This is a genomic window from Candidatus Nitrospira bockiana, assembly GCF_965152565.1.
This window is the reverse complement of the sequence record NZ_OZ224215.1, coordinates 3,131,464-3,157,350: the sequence shown is the minus strand read 5'-3', so window position 1 is coordinate 3,157,350 and position 25,887 is coordinate 3,131,464. Positions and strand designations below refer to the sequence as shown.

19 protein-coding genes are annotated in these 25,887 nt (G+C 63.2%); 13 read left to right on the top strand and 6 right to left on the bottom strand.

All coding sequences use genetic code 11. The features are described 5' to 3' along the window. Positions 1 to 78: 78 nt before the first annotated feature. Positions 79 to 894, top strand: coding sequence for a tryptophan synthase subunit alpha (gene trpA, locus ACWHYV_RS15310; protein WP_447977364.1), 816 nt, complete (start codon positions 79 to 81; stop codon positions 892 to 894). Positions 895 to 991: 97 nt separating this feature from the next. Here trpA and ACWHYV_RS15305 read toward each other — a convergent pair whose 3' ends face one another. Further along, positions 992 to 1,582 carry a hypothetical protein gene (locus ACWHYV_RS15305; protein WP_447977363.1) on the bottom strand — a complete coding sequence of 197 codons (591 nt, stop codon included), beginning with the start codon at positions 1,580 to 1,582 and terminating at the stop codon, positions 992 to 994. Between the two features lie 98 nt (positions 1,583 to 1,680). Next, complete coding sequence (gene traF, locus ACWHYV_RS15300; protein WP_447977362.1) at positions 1,681 to 2,829, bottom strand: conjugal transfer protein TraF; 1,149 nt, start codon at positions 2,827 to 2,829, stop codon at positions 1,681 to 1,683. A gap of 147 nt (positions 2,830 to 2,976) precedes the next feature. Between traF and ACWHYV_RS15295 the strand changes: the two genes are divergently transcribed. The 11 genes from ACWHYV_RS15295 (at position 2,977) to ACWHYV_RS15245 (ending at position 18,518) form a co-directional block, all read left to right on the top strand. After that, the gene (locus ACWHYV_RS15295; protein WP_447977361.1) at positions 2,977 to 4,371 is read left to right on the top strand and encodes a sigma 54-interacting transcriptional regulator; all 1,395 of its coding nucleotides are present in this window, start codon (positions 2,977 to 2,979) and stop codon (positions 4,369 to 4,371) included. A 467-nt stretch (positions 4,372 to 4,838) separates the two neighbouring features. Continuing rightward, positions 4,839 to 5,201, top strand: a complete 363-nt coding sequence (locus ACWHYV_RS15290) for a hypothetical protein (protein WP_447977360.1) — start codon at positions 4,839 to 4,841, stop codon at positions 5,199 to 5,201. A 2-nt stretch (positions 5,202 to 5,203) separates the two neighbouring features. Beyond that, positions 5,204 to 5,428, top strand: a complete 225-nt coding sequence (locus tag ACWHYV_RS15285; RefSeq protein WP_447977359.1) for a hypothetical protein — start codon at positions 5,204 to 5,206, stop codon at positions 5,426 to 5,428. A 4-nt stretch (positions 5,429 to 5,432) separates the two neighbouring features. Further along, positions 5,433 to 6,569: an exopolysaccharide biosynthesis polyprenyl glycosylphosphotransferase gene (locus ACWHYV_RS15280; protein ID WP_447980733.1), complete on the top strand. Its 1,137-nt coding sequence runs from the start codon at positions 5,433 to 5,435 to the stop codon at positions 6,567 to 6,569. Positions 6,570 to 6,722: 153 nt separating this feature from the next. Next, complete coding sequence (locus ACWHYV_RS15275; RefSeq protein ID WP_447977358.1) at positions 6,723 to 7,403, top strand: PEP-CTERM sorting domain-containing protein; 681 nt, start codon at positions 6,723 to 6,725, stop codon at positions 7,401 to 7,403. 65 nt (positions 7,404 to 7,468) lie between these two features. Continuing rightward, a complete protein-coding gene (locus ACWHYV_RS15270) occupies positions 7,469 to 8,278 on the top strand; it encodes a PEP-CTERM sorting domain-containing protein (protein WP_447977357.1) in 810 nt (269 codons plus the stop codon). A 50-nt stretch (positions 8,279 to 8,328) separates the two neighbouring features. Next, positions 8,329 to 8,982 carry a PEP-CTERM sorting domain-containing protein gene (locus tag ACWHYV_RS15265; RefSeq protein WP_447977356.1) on the top strand — a complete coding sequence of 218 codons (654 nt, stop codon included), beginning with the start codon at positions 8,329 to 8,331 and terminating at the stop codon, positions 8,980 to 8,982. Between the two features lie 595 nt (positions 8,983 to 9,577). Beyond that, entirely contained in the window at positions 9,578 to 10,198 is a 621-nt protein-coding gene (locus tag ACWHYV_RS15260; RefSeq protein ID WP_447977355.1) for a PEP-CTERM sorting domain-containing protein, read from the top strand. A gap of 408 nt (positions 10,199 to 10,606) precedes the next feature. Further along, positions 10,607 to 11,398 carry a PEP-CTERM sorting domain-containing protein gene (locus tag ACWHYV_RS15255; RefSeq protein ID WP_447977354.1) on the top strand — a complete coding sequence of 264 codons (792 nt, stop codon included), beginning with the start codon at positions 10,607 to 10,609 and terminating at the stop codon, positions 11,396 to 11,398. Between the two features lie 179 nt (positions 11,399 to 11,577). Continuing rightward, positions 11,578 to 16,740 carry a two-partner secretion domain-containing protein gene (locus ACWHYV_RS15250; protein WP_447977353.1) on the top strand — a complete coding sequence of 1,721 codons (5,163 nt, stop codon included), beginning with the start codon at positions 11,578 to 11,580 and terminating at the stop codon, positions 16,738 to 16,740. Then, on the top strand, positions 16,737 to 18,518 hold the full coding sequence (locus ACWHYV_RS15245) for a ShlB/FhaC/HecB family hemolysin secretion/activation protein (protein ID WP_447977352.1): 1,782 nt from the start codon (positions 16,737 to 16,739) through the stop codon (positions 18,516 to 18,518). The genes ACWHYV_RS15250 and ACWHYV_RS15245 overlap by 4 nt, the downstream gene beginning before the upstream one ends. 16 nt (positions 18,519 to 18,534) lie before the next feature. On the opposite strand, the gene ACWHYV_RS15240 is transcribed toward ACWHYV_RS15245, so the two are convergent. From ACWHYV_RS15240 to ACWHYV_RS15225, 4 genes are all read right to left on the bottom strand, one after another. Further along, positions 18,535 to 19,296, bottom strand: coding sequence for a DUF928 domain-containing protein (locus tag ACWHYV_RS15240; RefSeq protein ID WP_447977351.1), 762 nt, complete (start codon positions 19,294 to 19,296; stop codon positions 18,535 to 18,537). Between the two features lie 213 nt (positions 19,297 to 19,509). Next, positions 19,510 to 20,709 carry a PAS domain S-box protein gene (locus tag ACWHYV_RS15235; protein WP_447977350.1) on the bottom strand — a complete coding sequence of 400 codons (1,200 nt, stop codon included), beginning with the start codon at positions 20,707 to 20,709 and terminating at the stop codon, positions 19,510 to 19,512. Between the two features lie 53 nt (positions 20,710 to 20,762). Further along, complete coding sequence (locus ACWHYV_RS15230; RefSeq protein WP_447977349.1) at positions 20,763 to 22,715, bottom strand: CHASE2 domain-containing protein; 1,953 nt, start codon at positions 22,713 to 22,715, stop codon at positions 20,763 to 20,765. Between the two features lie 97 nt (positions 22,716 to 22,812). Next, positions 22,813 to 25,029 carry a CHAT domain-containing protein gene (locus ACWHYV_RS15225; protein ID WP_447977348.1) on the bottom strand — a complete coding sequence of 739 codons (2,217 nt, stop codon included), beginning with the start codon at positions 25,027 to 25,029 and terminating at the stop codon, positions 22,813 to 22,815. Positions 25,030 to 25,478: 449 nt separating this feature from the next. Here ACWHYV_RS15225 and ACWHYV_RS15220 point away from each other — a divergent pair, with 449 nt between their 5' ends. Continuing rightward, a complete protein-coding gene (locus tag ACWHYV_RS15220) occupies positions 25,479 to 25,883 on the top strand; it encodes a response regulator (RefSeq protein ID WP_447977347.1) in 405 nt (134 codons plus the stop codon). The last annotated feature ends 4 nt before the right edge of the window (positions 25,884 to 25,887 follow it).

Sequence of the window (25,887 nt, the reverse complement as noted above, 5' to 3'; positions counted from 1 at the left end):
GTGAGTAATTTTGTAATTGAAGTTTGGAGCAATTACTTGATTACCCAGTCACTCAATTACTAGATTTGGCACGCAGACATGAATCGCATCGACACGGCGTTTCAACGGCTCCGGGCGCGCGGTGAAAAGGCGCTGATCACGTACATCATGGCCGGCGATCCCTCGTTGCACGACACGGAGGAGTTGGTCATGGCGCTCGAGCAGGCCGGTGCGGACGTCATCGAGTTGGGGGTGCCGTTTTCAGATCCGATTGCCGATGGACCGGTGATCCAGAAGGCGGCGGAGCGGGCGCTGCGGAGTGGAACGAGCCTGCGGCGCATTCTCGACACCGTCGCAAGCGTGCGCAGGCGGACACAGGTGCCGATCGTGCTCATGGCCTACTACAATACGATCGGGGCGTTTGGGGAAGCGGCGTTCTGCCGCCAGGCGACCGCGGCCGGCGTGGACGGGCTGATCGTGCCGGATATGCCGCCTGAAGAGTCGGAGTCGTTGGCACATCCGGCGGAGACCGCGGGCCTGCATCTCATCTTCCTCGTCGCGCCCACCAGTACGCCGGCTCGAAGGGAGCTCGCGGCCGGACGATCCCGAGGATTCATCTACTATGTCTCGTTGACCGGCATTACCGGCGCCACGCTCACCGATATCGACGATGTGGCGCGGAACGTGAGGAAGGTCCAGCGTCTGACCAAGACGCCGATCGCGATCGGATTCGGCGTCGCCACGGCGGACGATGCCGCCCGCATGGCGCCGATTGCCGACGGGGTCATCGTCGGGAGCGCGATCGTCCGGCAGGTCGACGCGCACCATCAGGATCCACGCATGCCGGATCGCGTGGCGGAATTCGTCCGCTCCTTGAAGTCGGCGTTACAGGTCGCCCCGGTGGCCGGGCGTTGACGGGGGACGCTTCTGCGCCGTTCCCATGTCCTCCCCACCATACCCCATACCCCATATCACTTATCTCATACCCCCATCACAACCCCTCTCCCGGCCCTCAGGGCAGATGTTTGATCATGTAATCCGACAATTCCTGAGCCATGTCCTTCAAGCTCGGTTTGAAGAACATATAGCTCTTCGACATTTCATGGCGGCCCTTCCACACGATCGCGCCGTGGTTCGTGTCGATCAGCCGAAACGAGAGGCTGACCTTCGCGAGGTTTTCCCCCTCCGCACGCCGGTACTCCCAGGAGTTGACCCGCACGACCATGAAGGCCTGCGTCTTCAAGGCCTTGCCGAGCTTGACGGCCGACTCCTGTTCCGAGAGCCCCGTCGTTTCGAGACTCGACAGCAGCTTGGCAAAGGTCTCGCGGGCGTCCGCGGAGTTGATGAGGAAGTCGTTGACCAGTTCGGGCTCGACGACGGTCGCGAAGCGCTTTGATTTCTTCAGGCTGTTCGTCACGACCTCATGCGCGATTTCCCGCGAGCCTTCCAAGGCTCCGATGATCGGCGGCAGGACGGCGATGGAGGCAGGACGAAAGCCGGCCGCCCCCGGCCCTTCCCACGTTTCCTGGAGTCCCCCGCATCCAGCCAGGACGATCGCGATCGTGAAAGGAAGCAGTCGGCGAACGGTCGACAGCGAGATCATGGTACCTCTATCGAGTAAAGTCAGAAAAACATCGCAGCAGCGGATCAGGGAGCGACTCATCGTTTCTTGGTCCGATGCACGCTCGGCGCGACCTCCGATCAGAACGTCATCGAGATGGAGCCGGCCGCCAAGGCCTGCCGCTCGCGAAAGTCGTACCCGCCCCCGATATCGACCCGAAGCGCGAAAATACGGATGCCGAACCCGGCGGTGGGCGTGACGATCGACTTGGCGTCTTCGACGTTCTTCAACGCCCCGACGCGGATGGACAGGAACTCCGACAGGATCGTCTGTTCGGCTCCAACGCTCAGCACCCGGCTCTTCTGACCGGGTACCAGCGTAGGGTTGGACGTAATGTCCCCATCGAACGTCAACGTTAACGAAGCGTCGGGGTTCACCGCAATACCCCCTCGTACCTGCGGGGTGAGCTTGAATTGACTGCCGTCCGGCGCGTCGAACTCCGGCTGATTGATGTCCTTTGCCACGACGCCGATACGCAGCCAGGGTGTCGGCCGGACGACGGCCCCGAGGTCGATGCCGATGGCCGTGGAGAGCTTGGCTTTGCCGAACGAGTCCTTGATCGTGGACAGATCATCGGCGTCGGTCACCGTGACGGTGCCCGTGTAGGCGGCGCCTTGAATAAGCTTGATGGAGGCGCCGATGGAAACGGTGCGGTCGGCAAAGGCGTAGGCGTAGGAGAAGGCCGCCTGGCGGGCTTCAAGACCTCGGAGCGCGAATTGTCCGTTCACCTGAAGTTGGCCGCCTACGTTGCTCACCGAGACCGGCGAGCGGACGAACCCGCCCCCGGTGGCCACGTCGGACACGTTGAACCCGAACGCCGAATTCCCCCAGTAGCCCTTGAAGTAGACGCCGCCCGCTCCGATCCCCGACAGGGAGGCCCCTTGGCTGTTCAGCCGATCCGCCAGCGATTGGAGCCGAGCCTGGTTGGAGAGGTCGTTCTTGTTGATGTCGTTGATGTCCTTGACCGTCTCGATCACGCCGAGCCGATCGATTCCCTGCACGCTGCCGACGGCCCGAACGTCGACGGTCTGGGACATGGCAAGCCCGGCGGGGTTCCAGTAGGTCGCGAGGGCATCGGTGGTGACGGCCACCCCCGCGCCTCCCATGCCCATCTGTCGGGCGCCGACGATGGCGAACTCCACGGCCTGCGCGGCAGGCGTGACGCCGAGCCACAGGGCCAGCAGAACGAAGAGCCTCAATGACGGGCATGCTGCGATCCAGCGACGCATAGCATCTCCTTGACCAAGAGCGAGGGCACGGTCGTGTTGCCGACGGTGTTTTTTCTTACCCACCACAAGGTAGTAAAAACGAATACGTACGTCAATCGGCGTATTTGCTTACAGAAGTGAAAGCAGTAGTGTCGCCTCGAGTTAAATATGATGCAATCCGAAATACTCATCCTCCAGCAGGAACCCGTCTCCTGCCCGGGCGGCTGTCGAGAGGCTCAAAGCCTTCTCGCCCGGTGGCTCGACGGCTGGCAGGTACGTGTGGTGTCCGGTGAACACCTCAGCGGTGCGGAGGCGACACCCCAGATCATCTGGTTCCGTATCGCGGATCCCGCCGGAGTGCCTGAATTGCTCGCCGCCGTCCGCGGACGGTGGCCCGGTGTCCCCGTCATCGCGGTCCTCTGCGGAACCCATACGATCTCAGACGAGCTGAAGGGCTGTTTGGTAAACAAGATCGATGATTATTTGTGCTGCCCGTTCACGGAGCTGGACGCCTTGCCTCGGTTGCACCGGCTCCTTCAGCGGATGGGGCCCGAAGTCGTCTCCGTCACCGGAGACAGCCGGACGGCCGCCTTTTGTCACTACGGCCTCCTGATCGGGAATCATCCCGAGTTCCTGAGCGCCGTTCGCAAGATTCCGTTATTGGCGGTCTCCGATGCAGCCGTGTTGTTGAAAGGGGAGACGGGGACGGGCAAGGAACTCTTCGCCAGAGCCATCCACTATGCCAGCACCCGGGCGCCCTATCCCTTCGTCCCGGTCAATTGTAGCGCGTTGCCGGATCACTTGTTCGAAAATGAGCTGTTCGGCCACGCCAAGGGGGCGTACACCGACGCCTCCTCGCCCGAAAACGGGCTGGTTGCAGAGGCGGAAGGCGGGACCCTGTTCCTCGATGAAATCGATACGTTGAGTGCGACCGCCCAGGCGAAGGTCTTGCGATTCGTCCAAGACCATGAATATCGGCCGTTGGGCTCCGCCAAGTCCCTTCGCGCCAATGTCCGCATTCTCGCCGCGACGAATACCGACATGGTGCAGCGGGTGGCCAGGCAGCAGTTCCGCCAGGACCTGTACTATCGACTGAACATTCTGAACCTGACCATCCCGCCGCTCCGTGAGCGGCCTTCGGATCTCCCGATCCTGACGACGTATTTCTTGGAGCGTTACAGCAGCCTGGCGGGGCGGGAGCCTGTTCGACTCTCGGCCGATGCCCTCCACAAGCTCATGTCCTATGAGTGGCCGGGCAACGTCCGCGAGTTGGAGGGGGTCATTCAACGAGCGGTGACCCTCAATCCCGACGCCGTGCTGACGGCTGAGGCCATTGATCTCCCGCTGTCCGCTCAGGCGGCGCGAATGGCTGCGGATGAGTCCCTTCATCAGGCCAAGGTCCTCATGGTCGAGCAGTTCGAGCGTGCCTATCTCTCCAATCTGCTGACGACGCATATGGGCAATATCACCCGCGCCGCCAAAGCCGCCGGCAAGCCTCGCCAGTCCCTTCAGCGGCTGCTCCGCAAACACCAACTCAGCCGTGAAGCCTTTCTCCCGCGCTAGGCCTTCCATTCGGCACTCACCACTCGTCTAGCCACACGGCAGTTCTCTTCCGTTCATCGTTCATCGCTCTCTTCCAAGTCTTCACTCCCGGCTCCCGTCTTCCATTCATCACTCAGCACTCAGCACTTTCTTGCTCCTCTCTTGCTCCTTGCTCAGCGTTCATCGCTCTCTTCCAAGTCTCTTCCCTCCCCGATCCCGTCTTCCATTCATCACTCAGCACTCATCACTCAGCACTTCTCATGCGACTTTCGTCTGCCACACGGCTGCTGCATCTGCCACGCCTCTGCGGCGCCTCGCAATCCCTGTAGGGACGCCGTCTTGGTCGAAAAGTTGGAAAAGGGGCCGCCACGCCGGCGATGCACCAGCAGAGAGCACCCTCGCGGCACCCGCGAAAAACGCACGATCCAAGTTTCATCATGGCGGCACAGGGCTTGCTGTCTTAAGGCGTGAATCATCGTGTGCGAGACGTGGCCAAGAAAACAACGCATGTCGATGAGCCAGGGGACGACGATGTACGGGCCGCAATCATCAAAGATGTCCTGCACTACCTCGTTGATCACCCATGGGCCAAGGATACGGCTGAGGGCGTGCGGTGGTGGTGTCGCGGAAAGGGGAGCGCGAACTATCCGGTGGCGCTGCTCGAGGGCAGCCTGGACATTCTGGTCCAGCGAGGGTGGCTCATCAAGCGGGAGATGCCGAGGGGTAGAAGCGTCTACGGCCTTCACCCGGATTGCAGACCGGCGGTTCCCGAGCACCACGGGGTGCCTGACCAGTTGAATGCTCGACGCGAGAGCCGGGTGCGCCGGGCGAAGATGCGAAAGGAGAGCTGATCATGAAGAGGACACAGCAGTCACGAATCATGCAGACCGGTCTCGTCATCGCGCTCGTGTTGGCGCCGCTCGCGGCCTGGGCGTATGGCGCCGTCCAACCAAGCGTCCTCGCCGACCCGTCCGGCCTCAATGGAGGACTTCTCCTCTGGCTCGGCGCGGGAATGATCGGCGTGGCGGTATGGACCCGAAAACAGGAAGCACGGCCCGACGTGAGGACCGAAGGGTAACGTGATGGGGATTGCAGTGGAATACGGCAAGGTGCTCGAGTTCCGGCGACGGGCCGCCGTCCGTTCAGCCTGGCACCGAGAACGGATGGACGGGACGGGCGCCGTCGCTCGGCATCCAGGGTCGTCTGCGGTCACGACGTCTTGGATCCCGGTGCGAGCGTCCAGAGGTCCGGCGGGCGTTCGGCGCCTGTTGATCCTGGGTGCGGGCCCCCTGGCGGATGACCTGGTCGAAGCGGTCAAGCGAAGGCCTGGGTGCGGATATGAAGTGGCCGGCTGCCTGGATTTCGACGTGGCGCTCGAGCAGGCCGCAGGGAAGAAACCCAGGCACCGCAACCGGGTGATTCAAGAGATCCTCGAGCATGAGCGAATCGAGTGCGTCGTCACGGCGACGCCCGAACAGACGGAGGCGCTCTCCGTCGACGAATTCCTCGAATGGAAAGCCGCCGGGATCGACGTGCGGGATGGGGCCGACCTCTATGAAGCGCTGACGAAAAGGGTCTGCCTGGAAGCTCTCCGTCCGAGCACGTTTGTCCATGCCGAGCGGAGGACGCGGGCGGTGGATCGCGGCAAGCGAGGGCTGGATCTCGTCCTGGTGCTGCTGTGTGTGCTGTGCGCGTTACCGCTGTTCGTCATCCTCCCCTTGCTGATCAAGCTGACGTCGCCCGGACCGGTCCTGTACCGGCAGACCAGAGCCGGGCTGCACGGTCGCCCATTCACGATGCTGAAGTTCAGATCGATGGTGGCGGAGGCGGAAGCAGGCGGCACGGCCCTCTGGGCGAGAGAAGCCGACCCGCGTGTCACGCCGGTCGGCGCCGTCATGCGGCGGTTCCGCATGGACGAGTTGCCGCAGCTCTGGAACATTCTGAAGGGGGAGATGAGCTTCATAGGTCCGCGGCCCGAGCGCCCCGAGTTCTTGGAGAGGCTCCAAACCGCCACACCGTGGTACGGGTTGCGGCATTCCGTGAAGCCGGGGCTCACCGGCTGGGCGCAGGTGCGGTTTCGCTACGGCGCCACGGTGGAGGACGCGATCGAAAAACTCACGTACGACCTTTACTACGTCAAGCGGAGGTCGTTGTTGTTGGACTGCCGGATCGTGCTGAAGACGGTGGGGGTCGTGCTGAGAGGTATCGGAGCTCGCTGACCGTCGGGCGGAGCAGACCGAGAAACGAAAGGAGGGACAAGGTGTCCTTGAATCGAAGCCGTGCATCGATTCATGGCGATGATCGCTACGCATTCATTGTGGACTACATCCGGAGACAAGTGTGACAGTCACAACAATGACAAGGAGGAGAACATGGGTATCAAGCGAACCTTCAATCTGGTGGCAGCAGCGCTCGCCCTCGCTGTGCTGTTCCTGGGCGGTCAACCGGCCTCGGCCGCACCGGTCATCGATTTCGGCATTATCGCGCCGACGGTCGGAACCATCGATTATTCAGTCGCCGGTGGTCCCCTGTCGGGCCTCGGCATCGACGTCGATAACGTCGTGGGGCTCAACACGCCGTTGAACAATGGCGTGACACTGCCGTGTGTCGGGTGTGTGCTGAATTTCGTGAGCGGGCCCTTCACGGGCTCGACGGCGACCCAATGGTTGTTTGGGGCGGGGGCGCCTGTTTCCGTCACCATCACCGGAACCGCTGGCCCGGCCGCTGGACCGCTGTTGGTCGGCTCCATGCAAAATGCCAGCGTGACCCAGGTGGGTGGAACGTTCAAAATCGCCGGGGCGCTCTTTTTCGATCAAAAACATCCTCTCCTGTTGGAGTTCTATGGTCTAGCTGCGGGAACGCCGTTTGTGGGTGGCATCAATATTTCATTTTCAGCGGTTGGCGTGCCGCCTGACACATTCACGAGCACGCAGATTTTCAGCGGCGATGTGGTCAATACGGCGGTGCCGGAGCCCTCTGCGCTCCTGCTGCTGGGGTCAGGCCTGATGGGGCTCTCCTTCTGGGGGCGAGTCAGAAGGTTCTCGGCGGTGTAAGGCATTCATAGGCCAGGCGTGAATGGACTTCGCGACAGGACGGAGTCCATTCCCTTCCTGAGGCCATGAGAAGAGTCGACGTCGATCAGCAGCCGGTATTCGAAAAGGAGCACACTCAGATGCAACGAACGAGAGGGCGATCCTCTGGGCGCTTCCTCCCCTCATTCATCTTCGCCCTGATGCTTCTCGTGGGCGTCGTGATCGGCACCCCAGCAAGCAGTCTAGCCGTGCCGCATCTGGATTTCGGTCTGGTCGCGCCGACGCCGGGCACGATCGGATTCGCCGGCGGAGCAACCCCGCTGGTTGGCCAGGCCATTCAAGTGGACAACCTCGTTGGCCTGGATACTCCGGCGAACAACTTCGTCGGCGTGCTCTGTATCAGTTGCCAGCTCAATTTTGTGACCGGCAACTTCATGGGCGTCGGGGGGCTCCCGCCCTCACAGACATGGGAGTTCGACGGAGGCGGGGTGATCAGTATCGTCGGTGGTCTGGATCTGACCGGTGATGGCGATGCGCTGGATGCCAATGATATCCCCACGGGGACGACGCTGTTGGCCGGCAGCTTCGTCCATGCCACCGTCGTCAAGGTCGGATCGATCATCAAGATTGCGGGCGCCAACTTCCTGGACCAAAAGGACGACCGGCTGCTGGCCTTTTACGGGATTCCGCAGTTGGGGCTGCTGCAAGGCAACTTCAACATCAGCTTCATGGCGGCGGGCACACCCCCGAACGGCTTCATCAGCAGCGCGGTGTTCAGTGGGGACGTGCTCAACACGATCCCGGTTCCGGAGCCGGCGAGTCTGTTGGTGTTTGCGTCTGGGCTTGTCGGTCTGGCGATGTGGGGACAAAGGCACGTGAGGGGCAGCTGCAGTTAGGACTGAGCCAGCGGAGTAACTCTAACAAGGTGCAGAAAAGGAGGGCGGCAATGATCAAGAAGAAAGTAGCTCTAGTACTGATGGGGATAGGGGCCATGTTCTTAACAGCAGGGCAAGCGCATGCGGTCCTGTATGGCTTCCAGAATATCAGCAACAACTCGGGCATCAGCGGCGTGCTCGCGAGTCAGTTTTCTGTCGATGTGACGCCATCGGGCGCGCAAGTTCTCTTTACTTTCGCGAACGCGGGACCGATCGCGTCCTCGATCACGGACGTGTACTTCGATGACGGAACTCTTCTCGGTATCGCGTCCGTCATCAATGGAGCCGGCGTGAACTTTTCACAAGGTGCCGCTCCACCGGATTTGCCAGGCGGAAACACGATTGTTCCGCCTTTTCAAACCACTGCCGGATTCTCGGCGGATTCGAATCCGCCGACTTCCCCGAATGGCATCAACCCTGGGGAAAATCTTGGCATCCTCTTCAATCTGCAGGGGGGAGGAACCTTCGCGAACGTCATCAATGAGCTGAACACGGGCGCGCTCCGTATTGGCCTTCACGTTCAGTCAATTGGGACCACTGGTCAGAGCGACTCGTTCGTGAACACGCCGAACAACCCGGTACCGGAGCCGGCTTCGTTGTTCCTCATGGGGTCGGGTCTCCTGGGCTTGGCGCTGTGGGGCCGGAAGCGTGTGTTGAAGGGCTAGTCTTTGGGCGGGCTCGGATGTGACTCTTGATTCCGAGCCCGCTCATTCAATGCCTGCACGTGTCCCATTGAGCACAGAAAGCAGAGAGAGGCTGTTCCCAAACGTGCTTTCCATTCGGGCGCCCCGTCGCTGTGGAGGGTCAACCGATGATCGGGTATGAGCATCCGAATATCAGTCGTAGCCCGTCTATGCTGTTCTCGCACGCCATTGCGTGCCGGCGATGTGGTGAGCGTGCCAGTGAACGCTCGCAACGGCGTGGACTGCTCGAACATCTGCTCGCGCTCTTCTATCTGTTTCCGTTTCGTTGCGATGCGTGTGGGCATCGCTTCTTGAAACTCCAGTGGGGTGTTCGTTATTGGAAGCGCCGGATCAAGCCGTCCGAGTTGGTGGATGGGACTGGGCCAATAAGGCGGGCAAGGACACGCCCTGACCTCCCATGTATTCTCGTGACCGATTATGCCGTTGATGGAGATACGGTGCTGCCGGATCTCTCCCAGAGACGCCTGTCATCCGGGACCGCTTGGCGGCGGTGTCGAGAGAGGAGGCCATCTCAACCGAACCGGCGTCACCAGTCCATGCCGCACCGGGGGGTACGATGAAACCGATTTTCGTTGGGTTGGGTATCGTGTGGGCGCTCTTTGGAGTCGTGCCGTATGTCAATGCGGCGACGACGGTCTTTTCGAACGACGCGTCCTATACGGCTGCGGTGGGGAGCCAGCTCTTTCTGATCGATTTCAACGGGAGCCCGAACGCCGTGGTCGACGGCTCCACGATCAGCCCCCACGCCACGTTCGGATCGCCTGAGGCTTCGATCCCGACCAATGTCCTCTGGAGCAGCAACGCGCTGACCGATGCGGGGTCGACAGTAGCGTTGAACTCGGTCGGGCCGATCAGTGCCGAGTTTACGAGCCCGGTCTACGCCTTCAGTTTCAGCTATCTGTCTGGTCAGATCAGTGCCGTAGAGCTGTATGATTCCGGCAACGTGCTCATCGACTCCGTGTCACCGATTACCTTCGGGTTTTTCGGCGTCTTCTCGACGGCACCCGTAGACAACATCATCCTCCGAAATGCGCTCTTTTCTCCGGGCAATCGGGACCGGTTCTTTATTGACGACCTGAGGGCGAATGCCCCGGCTCCGGCGGTGCCGGAGCCGGTATCCCTGCTCCTCCTCGGCTCTGGACTGCTCGGCCTAGCGGCCTGGCGAAAACTCGTCTAAACCCTACGAGTCGGACGGAAGCCTGGGATCCCATATCGCGATACTGTCGACGTAAGTTGGCACTTGCTCACGGCATAGCTTGGATACGGAGGAAGCAGGGCGTTTCGATCACGACGTAGAGCGAGGTGATCGTCGGAGCCGGCAGTAGCTCGCTCCGATTGTTTGGCCACTACGGATACGTAGTAAATATTAATACTGGTATTGTGCGAGATCTCAAAGCCGCCTGAGAAAGCCGGGCCTCGAGGAAGCGAATGATATGGACTGGTGAAGGCGTGAGCGCTCTTGTCTCAAGGTATAGCCGCCGTGCTGGTGATCTTTTCAGCAATGGTAGTGGTTGGTACCCGGTGCCTAGCCCTTCCTTCGGTGAGCGGTGCCATGGCGGACGATTTCCCTAAAAGGAGGACGATCATGAGAAAGAGAGGGTGGCTTGTCATCTTCGTTGCGGCGGTGAGCGTCATCGCCTGGGCGCCGGGCAATGCCGCCCAGCTTTTCATTAACGGCCAAGGCGCTCCGCTTACACCGGTCGCGTGTCCCACCGGCTATACGAGCTGCTTTTCGTTTCCGACCGGCGTGTACACAGACGGGGAAAGTGATTCCTTTATCGTGGGCAGCACGACAACGGGCGTCCTGCCGCGCTTGCTGATTTCGGACGGCAGTACGGTCGACGTTCTCACTCTCACCGGCCTCACTCTCAGGCCGCAGGTTCCGGATCCCTCTGAATCGCTGTTCATCGAGTTCAATCATACGTTCAACTCGGTGTTCAGCGGGTCTTTGCAAACGACGCTGAAGGCGAGCGGGAGCTTCTTCCCGACCGAAGGGGGAGCGGGCGGGAACTCCGTCTCGATGTCCGGGAACATGGAAATTTACCCAATTTTGTTTAACGTCGGCACGATCAACCCGGCCATCTCCGCCACCGGCAGCTTTTCCCAGGAACTGTCGCCCCGGTTCAGCACGAGTATTTGTACGGCTTGCAATGAGACGCTCAATGTTACTTTTTCGTCGATTTTCGTAGGCAACGATACCCTCCGCCTTCCGGGCAGCCTCAATGCTCTGTTCGGCCCCGAAGCCGAGATTAATAACTTCCTTACCAACGTGATTGGTCCGCTGGAGGCTGCCGAGACCGTACCAGAGCCCAGCAGTCTCCTCCTGTTAGGATCCGGGCTGATTGGTTTCCTAGCCTGGCGACGTACACATGCGTGAGTCACTGATCGCGAGCGGCGATATCAGCCCGAAAGGTTCGGCCGAGGCGCGAATTTTCAATGTGAAAATACGAGTATTTTGGCTTAGAAACTATTTGCAATGCTCTGCGACTTGGTCTATAGCAGGGCCGAGTCCTCTCGCTGTTCATGCAGGGGCGTCCAGCCCAGGAGTGTGCCGCCATGCGGGGGTCGGCCGATGGCCTGTGTGGTGAGCTTCTCTGTTCCGGCCGGCGATCTTTGGCCGTCGGCCGGCTCTGTGCGTTCGGGCTTGTCTACTGGTTTCTCACCTTGGCGTCCGTCAGTGACGCGCAAGTGGTCCGAGATGGCAGCCTTGGGCCGCCGGGAGGCGCGCTCCATGGCCCGGATTTTCTGGTCGGGGCGGATCTCGGGTCGATTCGCGGCAGCAACCTGTTTCACAGCTTCAGCGAGTTCAATGTCCTTGCCGGCGAGAGCGCCACATTCACCGGTCCCTCTTCCATCGCCAACATCCTCAGTCGGGTCACCGGTCAGAACCTGTCACGAATCGACGGCCTTCTGCGGTCGGAGATTCCTGGGGCGAACTTTTATCTGATCAATCCGCGCGGTGTGGTGTTCGGCCCGAATGCCGCCTTGGATATCGGCGCCTCTGTGGGGCGACCCGGCTCTTTTCATGCCAGCACGGCCGACTACCTTCTGTTGCAAGACGGTGTCCGGTTCACTGCGGTCATCGATGCCGCCAAAGATGCCGTGTTGACCAGCGAGCCGGTCATCGCCTTTGGGTTCCTCAGCCCGAACCCCGGGACGATTACCGTTGAAGGGAGCTTTCTGGCAGTGGGCGAGATGCAAACCCTCTCGCTCATCGGCGGCAGCATTTCGATGCTCGGCGGGGGCCTCACGGCTCCAAGCGGACGCGTCAACCTCGCGGCCGTGGCATCGCCGGGTGAGGTCCGGGTGAACGCTTCACCGGTCCTGCCCGGGATCACGATGGACGCCGGCATGACCTTGGCGCCTATCGAACTGTCGTTGGGCGCACTGTTGGACGCGAGTGACCTCAGCGGATTCGGGAGTGGATCGGTCGTCGTTCGCGGCGGGCGGTTGGTATTGGATGGGGCCTCCATCACCGCCAACACCTTCGGCGACGTGGATGCCAGCAACCCGGGGATCGACCTTCACGCGGCGGAAAGTCTGGCGTTGAGTAATGGTGCATTGATCGCGACATCCGCATCGGGATTCGGCCGCGGCGGCGATATTCACATCACCACCCCGGAACTGATCCTGAACGAAGGGACCGTGGTAAAAACCGAGACCCTTGGAGACGGCAACAGCGGAGACGTCATCCTCAACGTCGGGACGGCGAGACTCCTGAATGGGGCTGTCATTTTCACCAGTAATTTCAGCTTCGGCGTGGGGCAAGGAGGCTCGATTGTCATCCGAGGCCTCGATGGGTCAGAAAGCCGGTCCCAATTGGTGGAGCTGACGGGCCGCAGCGGGTTCGATACGCCGTCCGAGGTGCTCAGTGAGACGCTCTTCAGCGGGGCAGGCGGACGGATCAGTGTTCAGACGGATTCTCTGCGCATGGACGACGGGGCGCGCATCAGGAGCAGCACGTTTGGCGATGGTGCCGGAGGCGAGATCTCCCTGGCCGCCGGTGAATTGGCACTCTTGAATGGGTCCCAGATCAGGAGTGAGACGGTCAGTGCGGAAAGCACCGCGGGACGCGGGGGCGACATCACCGTGGCAGCCGACCGGTCGGCGCTCATTTCCGGTACAGGCCCGGGTGGAGAGAGCGGGATCTTCAGCAGCAGCGCGTTTGGTCCCGCCACTCCCGGGAACATCACCGGAATGTTCGGAGCGTTGACGCTGACGGACGCCGCGATCATTGAAAGCGGCAACGCCTTCGATTCGACGGGAGGTGGGAGCATCACGTTGACCGCGACGGAGTCCCTGACGGTTTCCAACGGAAGCCGGATCTCGAATCAAGCCCCCTTTTCGACCGATGCCGGTCCCGTCTCGATTACCGCCCCATCGTTGACGATAGACAACGGGTTCATCACGACCAGCACATTGGGCGAATTTCGGGGGGGTGACGTGACCTTGAATGTAGGCTCCCTTTCTCTAACGAACGGGTCGCGCATCGTGGCGAGCAGCGAAACGTTTGCGTCAGGAGCCGGGGGGGACATTCGAGTCCAAGGGAGGCTGGGATCAGACACGGCGGCGGAGGTTGTCTCGATCTCCGGCCGCTCAATTGACGGTCTTGCAAGCGGCCTGTTCAGTACGGCATCCGGGACGGGTGATGCGGGCACGATCAGTATGCGGGCCGAACGGGTCACGCTCAGCGACGGGGCGAAAATATCGGTTGCGACGGCCGCTGAGGGTAAGGCCGGAGGGGTGACGCTCACAGCGGAAACGCTCGATGTGAAGGGTGGCACCATCGACAGTAGCACAACAGGATCGGGCGCCGGCGGCGATATCGCCCTCGTCACGACCGGGGCGCTCAGCCTCTCAGGCTCCGGAGCCGGCATCTTCTCAACGGCCTCCCATACGGGGGCGGGGGGTAGCATCGCCATCCAGGCGGACAGCGCAAGGATTCTCTCCGGTGGGGAGATCTCGGCCAAGAGCACCGGTGAGGCGACCGCTCATGCCGGGACGGTGAACCTCACCGTACAGGGATCGTTCACGAGCGATCAGGGGCAGGTCACGACGTCTGCGACCGCGGCCAAGGGCGGGGACATCACCCTGTCGGCGTCGACCATCGAGCTCGTGAACCAGACGGAAGTCTCTGCGCGCACGACGGGCAGTGGCGATGCCGGCCACATTACCGTGACCGCGACTACCGGGGATCTCCTAGTCCAGAACAGTACGATCACGACCGAGTCGCAGGCCGGCGCAGGCGGCGCCATCACCGTGTCCTCTCCGACCGCGGTGACGCTTACGGATGCGACCATCTCGGCGACGGTCCATGGGGGAGAGCGCACCGGCGGCGCCGTCAGCCTGACCGCCCCTCTGCTGACCATGAACGGCGGGAGCGTGCAGTCACGCAGCGAAGGTGAGGGGTCGGCGGGGTCCATTACGGCGACCGTTCAAGAACTGGCGCTGGCCGGCGGCGCGCGCTTCAACAGCAGTACGACCGGTGAAGGCGACGGCGGCAGCATCTCGGTGCTCGCGACGGGACCGGTGAGCATGACCGGAGCGACGACCGGGCTGGTTTCGACGACCTCGGGAACCGGTCGGGGCGGCAACATCGAGGTGCAGGCGCGTTCCCTCGACCTCGCGGGCGGTGCGGAAATCTCGGCCTCCAGCACGGGGACCAACACCGCGCATGCCGGCACGATCCGGATCGGCGTGACCGAGGGGCTCACGAGCACACAAGGATCGATCACGACCAGTGCAGTCAGAGCCTCGGGCGGCAGCATTACTGTGGATGCAGCCACCATCGATGTGAACGATCACAGTCGGGTGTCGGCCCGCACCGAAGGGCGGGGCGATGCCGGCAGCGTCGAGCTCGTGGGGAGCCGGACCTTGACGGTCACCGGGAGCGCCGTCACGACGGAAGCCTTCGAAGGGGCCGGCGGCAGCATCAGCCTGACGGCCGGATCCGAGCTGATGCTCGCCGGGTCGTCGGTCTCCGCGACCGTGACCGGCGGGACCAAGCCGGGCGGCTCCATCGTCGCGTCTGCTCCGGTGTTCACGATGACCGGCGGAACGATGGCGGCCGAGACCCGGGCGTCGGGAAGGGCCGGGAGCGTCGAGCTGAACGTTGGAACCATGAGGATGACGAGCGGGGCCGAGATCACGAGCAGCAGCACGGGCTCCGCGGACGGCGCAGCCGGCGCGGTGACGGTCCAGGGAGCGGGAGGGGCGGGGACGGTGACCGAGTCGGTCACGATGGATGCCGGCACCCTCTTGACGAAGGCGGAAGGCAGCGGGGCCGGCGGGAGCATCGTCGTCCATGCGAGCTCCGTGACGCTGGATCGGGCGACGATTTCCGCGACCAGCCGAAGCGGCGATGCGGGAAGCATCGCGATGCCCGATACGAGGATCTTCCGCAGCACCGACAGCAGCGTGACCACCGAGGCCGAGACGGGCAAGGGCGGGTCCATCGCCATCTCGGCCGCCGAACGGATGGACCTTTTGGGCACCACGCTCTCGGCCACGGTGAAGGGCGGCACTCAACTGGGCGGCGTCATTACGCTTGCCACCCCGTGGTTGAGCATGGCGGGTGGGTCGGTGCAGTCGCGGACCCAAGGGGCGGGCGCGGCGGGCACCGTGCTCGCCGACGTCGGGAGGCTGACGTTGGGTGATGGCGCGCAGTTCAACAGCAGCAGTGAGAGTGCGGGTTCGGGAGGGAACGTCGTCGTGACCGCCGACGGGACCGTGACGCTCAGCGGGTCCGGCACCGGCCTGTTCTCTACGGCGTCCGGAAGCGGCGCCGGCGGGAACATCGACGTACAGGCGGCCGACGTGAGGCTCGAGGCCGGGGCGGAGCTCAGCGCCAGCAGCACGGGGAGCGGCGCCGGTGGAACGGTGACGGTGAAGGCCGCCGGGGGATTCACGAGCGACGGCGGGTCGATCACCACGTCGGCGACCCAAGGCACGGGCGGAAACATCAGCGTGACGGCCGCTCAGGACATCCGCCTCGTCGGCGGCTCCGTCGTGTCCGCGGAAAGCACGGGGGCCGGCAACGCCGGCGATATCCGGCTGGAGTCGAGCACCGCGATCGTGATCGACCACAGCGCCGTGACGACCGAGGCGACGCACGCCGACGGCGGCAACATCACCGTGCTCGCCCCGAGCTCGATCCAGCTCAACCAGAGCACGGTCACGGCGTCGGTCGGGGGCGGAGTGACGACGGTCGGCGGCAACATCCTGATCGATCCGCAGTATTTCACCATGCGCGGCAGTCAAATCATTGCCAACGCCTTCGAAGGGCAGGGCGGCAATATCACGATCACGGCGGGGACCTTTCTCGCCTCGGCCGACAGCATCATCGACGCCTCGTCCGCGCTGGGGATCAACGGCTTCGTCGACATTCGTTCGCCGGTGACCAATCTCAGCGGCACCCTCGCTCCTCTGCCTCAAGCCGTCCAGCGTGGCGCCGTCCTGCTCTCGCAGCGCTGCGCCGTCCAGCGTCAGGGAGGACAGCTCAGCAGCTTCGTGGTGGCCGGACGGGACGGCATCCCAGCGGAACCCAACGGGTTGTTGCCGCTCGCGAGCGCCTCGTTCGAGCGTGAGACGACGTCGCCGCGGGGCCGAGCGCCCAGCGGACTTGCCGAGCCGGCGTTCAGCTCGGGTGCTCCGTCTTTGCGAGGATGGCCGAAGCCCACGGCCGCGCTCCTGGTGCCTTCGCGCGGTTGCGCTTCATGACCGGAGGCCGGTTGGCTCCGCCGCCGAGGCCGGTCGTCCGTCATCCGTTCGCCTCGCCCGCGCCCCGCCGCCTTCGATGGCTCCTTGCGCTGGCCGTCTCGGCGGCCACGATCGACGGGCTCGCTCAGGTGATCCCGCCGGGACAGCCCCTTCCCCCCGTGTTCGATCCCACGCTGCGCTCCGGTCAGCCGCCGCCCTTTCAGAAAGAGCGGCCGCTCGAGCCGCTCCCGCCGCTGCCCGTCCCACCCCCGCCGGCGCTGAAGGAGAAGCCCGTGCCCGGAGCGCTGTCGATTTTCGTCCGCGAGATCCGGATCGCCGGCAACACCGTGTTTTCGGACCGGGAGCTGGCCGAGGTGACGGCTCCATATCTCAACCGCCGGTTGACCTCCGAGGACCTCGAGAGCGTGCGGGTGGCGCTCACCCTGTACTACGTCAACCGTGGCTATATCACCTCCGGCGCCGTCATCCCCGATCAAGATCCCGCCGACGGCGTCCTGCGGATTGACGTCATCGAAGGCAGACTGACCCAGATCGAGGTCGAGGGGACGCGGTGGTTCAGACCCGCCTACTTCCGGGACCGGCTGCTGAAGAGCGCCGGGCCCCCGGTCAACCTGTTTGCGCTGCAGGAGCGGCTCCAATTGTTCCAGCAGGACGCACGCATCGAGCGGATCAATGCGGAGCTGCGGCACGGCGCGAGCCGTGGCGAAAGCGACTTGCACCTGCGGGTGGCCGAGGCGAGCCCCTTCAAGGCCTGGCTCGACTTCAACAACTACCAGACCCCCGTCGTCGGCGCCGAGCGGGGTCTGGCCACCGTGGCGCACCAGAATCTCACCGGTCACGCCGACGCCCTGGCGTTCACGTACGGCCGATCGTCGGGCGTCAATCCGATCATCGACGCCTCGTATCTGTTGCCCGTCACCGCGGCCGACACGACGCTGTCGGTGTCCTACCGGAGGAACGACTTCCTGGTCATCGAATCGCCCTTCCGGCCGTTGGATATCAACAGCGACGCGGAGATTTTCGGCATCAGCCTGCGACAGCCCGTCTATCGCAGCTTGACGCAAGTTCTGGTGCTGTCTCTCACCGGGGAATACCTGTACAACAAGACCACCTTGCAAGGGCAGCCGTTCGAGTTCGTGGCGGGGATGCGGAACGGCGTCGGGACGGTGGCGGTGATTCGATTCGGCCAAGAGTGGATTCGACGAACGCCGACATCCGTCATCGCGGTGCGGTCCCGGTTCTCGCTCGGCGTCGATGCGCTCGACGCCACGACCAACAGCGGACCGGTTGCCGACACCCAGTACTTTGCATGGTTGGCGCAGGCGCAGTACGTTCAGCGCGTCGAGGAGTGGGGAGGGTTCCAACTCCTCGGCCGCATGGACATGCAGATCGCCAATGATCGTTTGTTCCCGCTGGAACAGATGGCGGTGGGCGGGCGGTTCAGCGTGCGCGGCTACCGCGAGAACCAGTTGGTCCGAGACAATGCCTTCCTGGCCTCCCTCGAGGGACGCTATCCGCTCGTCCGGCGCGCCAACGGCGAAGACTGGCTGCAGCTTGCGTCGTTCATCGATGTCGGTCGTGCCTGGAATGCCAAAGGGCCGACACCGGACCCGGAGACGTTGGCGAGCGTGGGGCTCGGCGTGCGCTGGGGCATCCTACCGGCGGAGCGCGCCTACTTCGAGCTCTACTGGGGGATCCCGCTCAACCATGTCGAGACTCCGGGAGGAAATCTCCAGGATCACGGGATTCATCTGCAGTTGGTCGTGCAGGTCCTGTAGCCGGCTGACTCCGCGCTTACCTGGCCCGGCGGTCCAGCACCGCCAAATCGTGTAACCCAACCTGCTCGAACAGGGCGGCGCGCTCCAGCCGGTGGATGGTCTGTGTCGGCGCCTGCGCAATCAGTGTGGAGACGAAATCGATCGCGTCATACCACAGACCGGCCTCCGCCAAAATGTACGTCGCTTCGCCGTCCTGCGCCTGCGCCAACCGCTGTTGCAGATCGGTGGACCGCGCGACCCGTGCGATCGCGGCTCCCACAGAGAGATCGTTGGAGCGGCGCTTGGGGTCGCGGATGATCGACACGTGCCACTGATACGGCACGTCGGGTTCGAGCGTGACGCCATAATCGGAAAGCCTGACGGCTTGAAGCCCGGGGTGGACAGGCGCGACCAATCGTTTTTCGAGCACAGGGGGGATGACCTGCTCGTTGATGATCGAGATCTCGATGGGGAGCGCCGTGATCTCGGAGACGTACCAATACAGGGTCGGCTGCTCCTGCGTGGTCAATCCAAGATGGTCGGGCGCCGCAACCGAGAGGACCGGCAGGCCGTCGCCGGTGCCGCGCGTGCCGCCGCCCACGCGTCCTCCGGGTGCGTGGCGCAGCGGAGGTTTGTACGTGGGGACCGCGACCGTCGTGCTCTGGGGCGTTGAGTCGCCGCTCGGTGGAGCCCCGGCTTGGGTCGGCGCGGATGTGTGAGGACCTTGCGCGGTGCTCGGCGAGCCGAGCGACAACACCGCGACGGCGACAGCGAACGCGATCCCGACTTGGGCCTTCATAGGCGCCTCCTTTGATGGCACACATCATTGGAATGAGCAATTCCAATACCGTGATTGAGCGGAATGATCATCCGAGCCACGCGATCGCGAATCGGCCTCGCGTAAAAAGCAGGGGGATGCCTTCACTAAGGTTTTCAGTCCTGTCTCGCACAGCGTGAGGCGGCCCGAAGCGTATCGTATCGGATACGGTGCGATCCATTTCGATACGGCCCCTCACGTGAGAGGCTCTTGGTCCCAGTCCGGATGAACCGCACGCGCGCACTCCGGGCAGATCCCGTGTGTAAATTCCACTTCGGAGTGCTCCTGCAGATAGGTATCGATCTGGCTCCAGTAGCCCTGGTCGTCACGAATCCTCTTGCACGTGGCACAGATCGGAACCAACCCCGTCAGGATCTTGATTTTCTCCAGGGCTTGCTGGAGTTCATGAACGAGTCGCGTGCGTTCCTCTTCGGTCCGCTTCCGTTCCGTGATGTCGCGGATGATTCCGGTGAAGACCGGTCTTCCGTCCGCCACCCACATCGCCAAGGAGAGCTCCAGAGGAAACTCGGCGCCGCTCTTCCGGACCCCGTGCAGCTCGATGGTTCGGCCGATGAGCGTCGGTTCGCCTGAAGCCGCGAGGCGAGCAATGCCTTGCGTGTGGGCATGCCGATAGCGTTCCGGCATCAAGAGGGTCAGGCATTTCCCGAGCACTTCATCCGAGGTATAGCCGAACAGCCGCTCCGCCCCCTTGTTCCAGACCAGGATCTTTCCCGACGCGTCAGCGAGCACGATGCCGTCGAGGGCCGATTCGATCAGCAAGCGCAGCGACTCTTCGTTCTTTCGTTGCCGGGCAGCTTCGCGTTGGTGCTCGGCGAGGGACCGTTCCAGGAAAGCCCTATCCTCGTCGATCTCGAGGCATGCGAGGATTTGACGGGCCAACGTTCGGCAGACTTGCTGGGTTTCGGGCGGCGGCACACGCGGTGAGCGGCCCATCACGCAGAGTGCCGCAAGGGTCCGCCCGCGAGCGGCCAGCGGAACGCCCATGAAGAAGCGAATCGCCGGATCAGCCGTGACCAGGGGGTGGTCCATGAAGCGGGGGTGAGCCGACACATCGGCAATGATGGCCATGTTGTTCTGGTCGAACGTGTACTCACAAAATGCTCCGGCATGAGTCACCTGTTCTTCGTTGAGGCCGATCCGTGCTCGGAGCGCGTGCCGCTCGCCGTCCCTGACCGCGATCACGGCGATTTCGGTGTGACAGAGATGAGCCGCCAGCTCCGCCCACCCATCGAGCTCATGGAGGTGGCGTACGGCGCCGTGTCGTTGCAGGGTGAACGATGCCGGTTCCACCGACGGGGTTGACTGCGACGGGGGCGGAGGAAGACGGGGCGTCGCCTTGAGAAGGCCGGCGAGCCACCGGGTGATCGAGGTCATCGTTGGAGGTCGATCGCGGTTCACGGCGCAGCCTTTCCAATCGCCGCCAACCCTCAGGTCGAGCACAGCGAATCACGGCGGGCCTCGGCCGGCTGGTCGGGCTGATGGCCGATCGCCTGGAAGACCGCGACGCATTGCTCCTTCCCCTTCAACGGCATCTCGCCCCAAGGTTTGGCCCGCACATGGGCCTTGACGTACGCATACGTGGATTCGCCGATGAGGATCCGGCACGGCCGAGGCGGAGCCCCTTCAACCGCCTCTCGCTGCAGACTCTCGAGGCGAGAGGCGATATTGACCGTGTCGCCGACGGTCGTGTACTTCAGCCGGTCCGCACTGCCCACGCTTCCTGCTACCACGGGGCCGGTATGGATGCCGATCCGCATCTGCCCGACCGGCAAGCGCAGCTCATGCCAGTCTCGGTTCAGGCGCAGCAACTCCTGCTCCATCGCGAACGCGCAGCTCACGGCGTTGAGGGCGTCGAGCTGCCGTTCCGACTCGGTCGTGCGCGGGACCGGGACGCCGAAATTGGCCTTGATGCCGTCCCCGGCATAGTCGTCGACGACGCCTTTGTGGCGGATGATGACCTGTGACATGACGTCCATGTAGGTGTTCAGCCACTCGATGAGCGCTTCCGGGGCCATCCGCTCCGATGCCGAGGTGAAGCCTTTCAAGTCGGAGAAGAGGACGGTGGCGACCATGCGTTGCGGGCGTGGCCGACCGCCGTCCATGAATTCGTCTCGATGCTGCCAGATCGTATCGGCGATCTCCGGCGAGACGTGCTTGGAGAACAATTGCATGAGCACCGCCCGGTCGTGTTTCTCCTTGCTGACCAGATAGGCGGTCACCAGCGAGGCCGTGACCAGCCAGCCGAGCGTGGACGGGACGGCGGGGAGCCACCAGTCGTGCAGCAGGGCCGCGTAGCTGACTCCGGGGGGAACGGCTGCACCCGCGGTCAACAGGGCCGCGAACCGCCACGGCGAGCGGCCCGAAAGTCCCAGCCGCGCACCGGACACGGTCCAGAACAGCATCCACGCGACCTCCGCCGACTCGGGCCAGGTCACGGCCGGCGCCTGTCCATCGAGCGCGGCGCGCTGCAGTTGATCGATGATTTGCGCATGCAGCATGACCCCGGGCACCGGCTCGTTGCGGCCCCAGCCGGCACTGTAGGGCGTCTGGAACAGATCGGGGACGCTCGACGCCGTCGTCCCGATCAAGACGATCCTGTCCGTCAGCGTTCCGGGTTCCAACCCTCCGGTCAGCACGGTGTGCAGCGTGACCGAACGAAACGAAGACCGTGCGGTACGGTAATCGAGCAGGAATTGATATCCCCGGGCGTCGGCGTTGACGTAGCCGCCGTCGTCGGATTCGAAGGGGCGGAACGTCGTGCGTCCGAGCCGCAGGTGCTCCGGGACCACCGGGTCGGGCTGCGGGTGGATGCCATCACCCGAGAGGTAGCGGAGCGTGATCTGAAGGGCGAACGAGGGAACGGCCTCGTGTCCGTCATCGAGGAACAAGAGGCCCCGTCTGACGATTCCCCCGCGATCCAGCAGGATATCGTTCACTCCGACGTGATCCGTTCCCTCGATCGCCGGAGGGGGCGGGATCCGAGTCAGGGCGTCATGCCCGAACCGCATGACCGTGATGAGAGCAGGGGTGCCCCGCAACAGCTCTTCCAACCGTTCATGGCCGGGAGGCACCGGGATGTCGCGGTAGATGTCGAGGCCGATGACTCGGGGATGGTCCTCGCGCAAGCGGGCTATCGCGCCGGCGAGCGTCGCATCGCTGATCGGCCAGCGTCCCTGTTCGCGAATGTCGGCCTCCGTAATCGTGACGACGATCAGCCGTGGGTCCGGCTCTCCGCCGGGCCGCGCCCGCAGGCACCAGTCATAATACGCCAATTCGAGCGGCTCCAGCATGCCAAGACGCAGCATGCCCAGGAGGACGAGAAACACGGCCACACCGACCAGCACGCCGACGGCGATCGGCACGTCGAGGAGCCTTCGCACGAGGACTCCGAGGGAAGAGGTGGGAACACGATGTCCGGAGCCTGGCTGCACCGAGACCTCAGAGAGCGATGGCGTCACGGTTTCGTTTGCACATGGGCTAGAGCCAGTTGTTCAGCAGCAGGAACGCCGCCCAGAAGACGGGATGCTGGTAGCGCCGGTCACTCATGAGCTTCACCTGGGCGCGCTGGAGCGCGACGGCTTTCGAGATTCCCGGCTGCTGGAGCTGGCGATAGAACTCGGTGACGAGCACGGAGGAGGCTTCGTCGTTGATGAACCAGAGCGTGGCCAACGCGCTCCGCGCCCCGGCCTTGATGGCGATGCCGGCCAGGCCCAACGCGGCCCGGTCGTCGCCGGCCGCCGTTTCGCATGCGCTCAGGGTCAGCAGCTCCAAGGGGGTCTCGCGGAGGCGCGTGCTTCCGACCAGCTCGTCCAAGCGATCCATCGTGAGCTTGCCGTCGAAGGTCAGCAAGAACGTCTTGGTCACCTCGCCCTCGAACTTGCCGTGCGACGCGATGTGGACGATCGTGAACGGCTTGTCTTTCAGCTCCGCTTCGACGGTGGCGGTGGCAAAGACCTGATCGATGAGCAGGTCTCCGGTGTAGAGGTCGTGAATCGCCCGCAATTCGGAGCCGACGTGCGGGAGCGCCGGAAACCCCTGCACCGCTTGGGTGAGGCCGGCCGCCAGGGCTTTCACTGTGCGGCGATTCTCGGGAAACGGCCGTGGATCCGTCAGGTTCAACCCCGGCGTGGTGGCGATCGCGTACTTGGCGATCAGGAATTGCTCGCCGTCGTGCAAGGCGGCCAAGGGGATCGTCCGCAGCGCTCCGTCCGGCACGACCACCAGCGTGTCGACGGCGGAGTCGGCGAGCTCGCGTTCGAACGGACGGATCAGCCACTCGTAGAGTTGACGAGCATGAGGCAGGTACTGGCGCGTCGTCCGCTTCTCCAGCATGTGCCGGAACGCATCCACCTCCTGCTTCATGGCGTCCGCGGTGACGGGAACCGTAAAGCGTGTGAGTCCGCTCGGCAGGCTGACCAACAGTTCCGTCCGGTCGCGGAGAAGGATCGGGTAGAGCACCGCGGCCCGCTTCGACACGTCTTCCAATCGTGTTCGATGGGCCAAGGCCGCATCGACGCAATCGTCGCGGAAGTAATCCCGCAGCTCCGCGGCCTTCAACAGCTCCACCGTTTCCCGGGCCTGCAGGAGGTAAGGGGTCTCTTGTCGTCGATCCGGCAAGGTCGCGGCGTGACGCAGCAGCAGATCGGCCAGCTCGAAGTAGACGGGGCCGACCGTTTCTTGGAACGACGAATCGGCGACCGCGTACCCATAGGCCATTTCAGGGCGGATGCGTTGCAGGATCTCCACAGCCCGACGATAATGGTCGATCGCCTCCTCAGCTCGTTCCAGCACGCGCAACACCCGGCCGGCCTGCCACTCCCACCGGTAGAGCGCTTCACCCGCGTCGGCCTGTAGCCCCGAGGCGATCGCGCGCTTCGTGAGGTCCAGCGCGTCATCGTATCGTCGTTCGCTCTCGTACAGCGACCCCAGGTAGCCCCAAGCGTAGGAAGCCGAGCGGGAATCGCCACGACTCTCGGCCATCGTCGCCGCTTCGCTCAACAACTCCACCGCCTTCCGCAACAGCTCCCCGGAGGCATCGGGCAAAGGCGCGCGAAGCTCGGCATAGCCGAGACCGACCGCAATGAGATCGAACGCTTTGCCGCTCGAGTCTTCAGTCTTCTCCATCCAGTGTCTGGCCTGATCGAGCGCTTCCCAGGCCGGATGGTGTTGTCCGCTCCTTCCGTAAGCCCTCGCCAGGTTGATGGAGGCATGAATCGCTGCCGCCGCCGATGCGGCGTCGGCCGCCCGTCGGTAGCTCTCGGTGTACAACGGGATGGCTTCGGCGAAACGCGCCTGGCGGCTGTAGGTGTTCCCGAGATTATTGAGGATGGTGGCGATCACGCCTGTATCGGCCGGGTCGGCGAGCGACTGAGCCTCTTGCAGAGAAGCCCGGGCCACGTCCGGATGGCCGAGCGCCAAGTGAACATTGCCCATAGTGTTGAGCACGGCGGCCAGACCAGCACGATTCCCGGTCCCACGAAAAATCGTTTCGGTCTCGGTCAGAGCCGTGAGCGCCTTCCGATACTGACCGATGGCCTCGTAGGTTTGGGCGAGGTACACCAAGACCTCGGGGTGGACGGCCAGGCGATCCTCCGCCTGATAGCCGCGGACCCCTTCGAGAAAATGGAGGACGGCGCGATCGAAGTCCCGCCGCTCGTACGACAGCAACCCTTGCTCGATGTGCCGATCGGCCAAGCGGGATGGGGTGTCTTCGACGGAGGGATGGCTTCCTAAGCAGGAGGTGAGCGACAGAGCAGCCAGAGCCAGACCGCATGCGTTCTTCACGGATCACCGGGCAAGCGGAACTGAGCAAGGGTTAGTACTGAATGGACTCTAGAGGGAGGCCCACAGCAAGTCAAGAGCTTTAAAATACGGGGTTTTTGCAGCATTCGTCGTTGACATTGGTTAATGGTTTATGCTTTTCTTCTCGCTGACCGCTGCCTCGAACCTTCAGCCGTTCCGTAGGTGGCACGTGGGGGCCAACGGCTCATCAGCCTCCTGTCTCATACGTACTTGGGGACTCTCTCCCTGGCGTCCTTGCTCTAGGCTTGCTCGTCTCGCTGTCCGACTCCACTCGATTCACCGATCGAACTACCGCGAAGTCAGCGCCGTACGGTCCGTCAACCATAGCTAGGGAGGTCACCATGGGATTGGGAAGGGTCCTCGTTGTCGATGACGAAGCGGATGTCAGAAAATCCCTTCGCCTCACGCTTACCAAGGCCGGTTATGACGTGGTCGAAGGGGAGGATGGGGAGCAGGCGATCAAGGCCATCCGTTCCGGTGATAATCCATTGAAGGTCGACGCCATCATCTGCGATCTCTACATGCCGAAAGTCAATGGCAAGGAAGCCATCGCATTCTTTCGCGCCCAATTCCCGTCTGTTCCCGTCATCGTTCTGACCGGCCAACCGGATGTCCGAAGCGCCAGCGACCTCTACAAGCAGGGGATCTCCGATTATCTCGTGAAGCCGATCGAGCCCGAAAAACTGAAAGCGGTCGTGGCCAAGGCCGTCAAGGAAGGGGGATACAAGGACGATTTCCGGACCTAGGAGT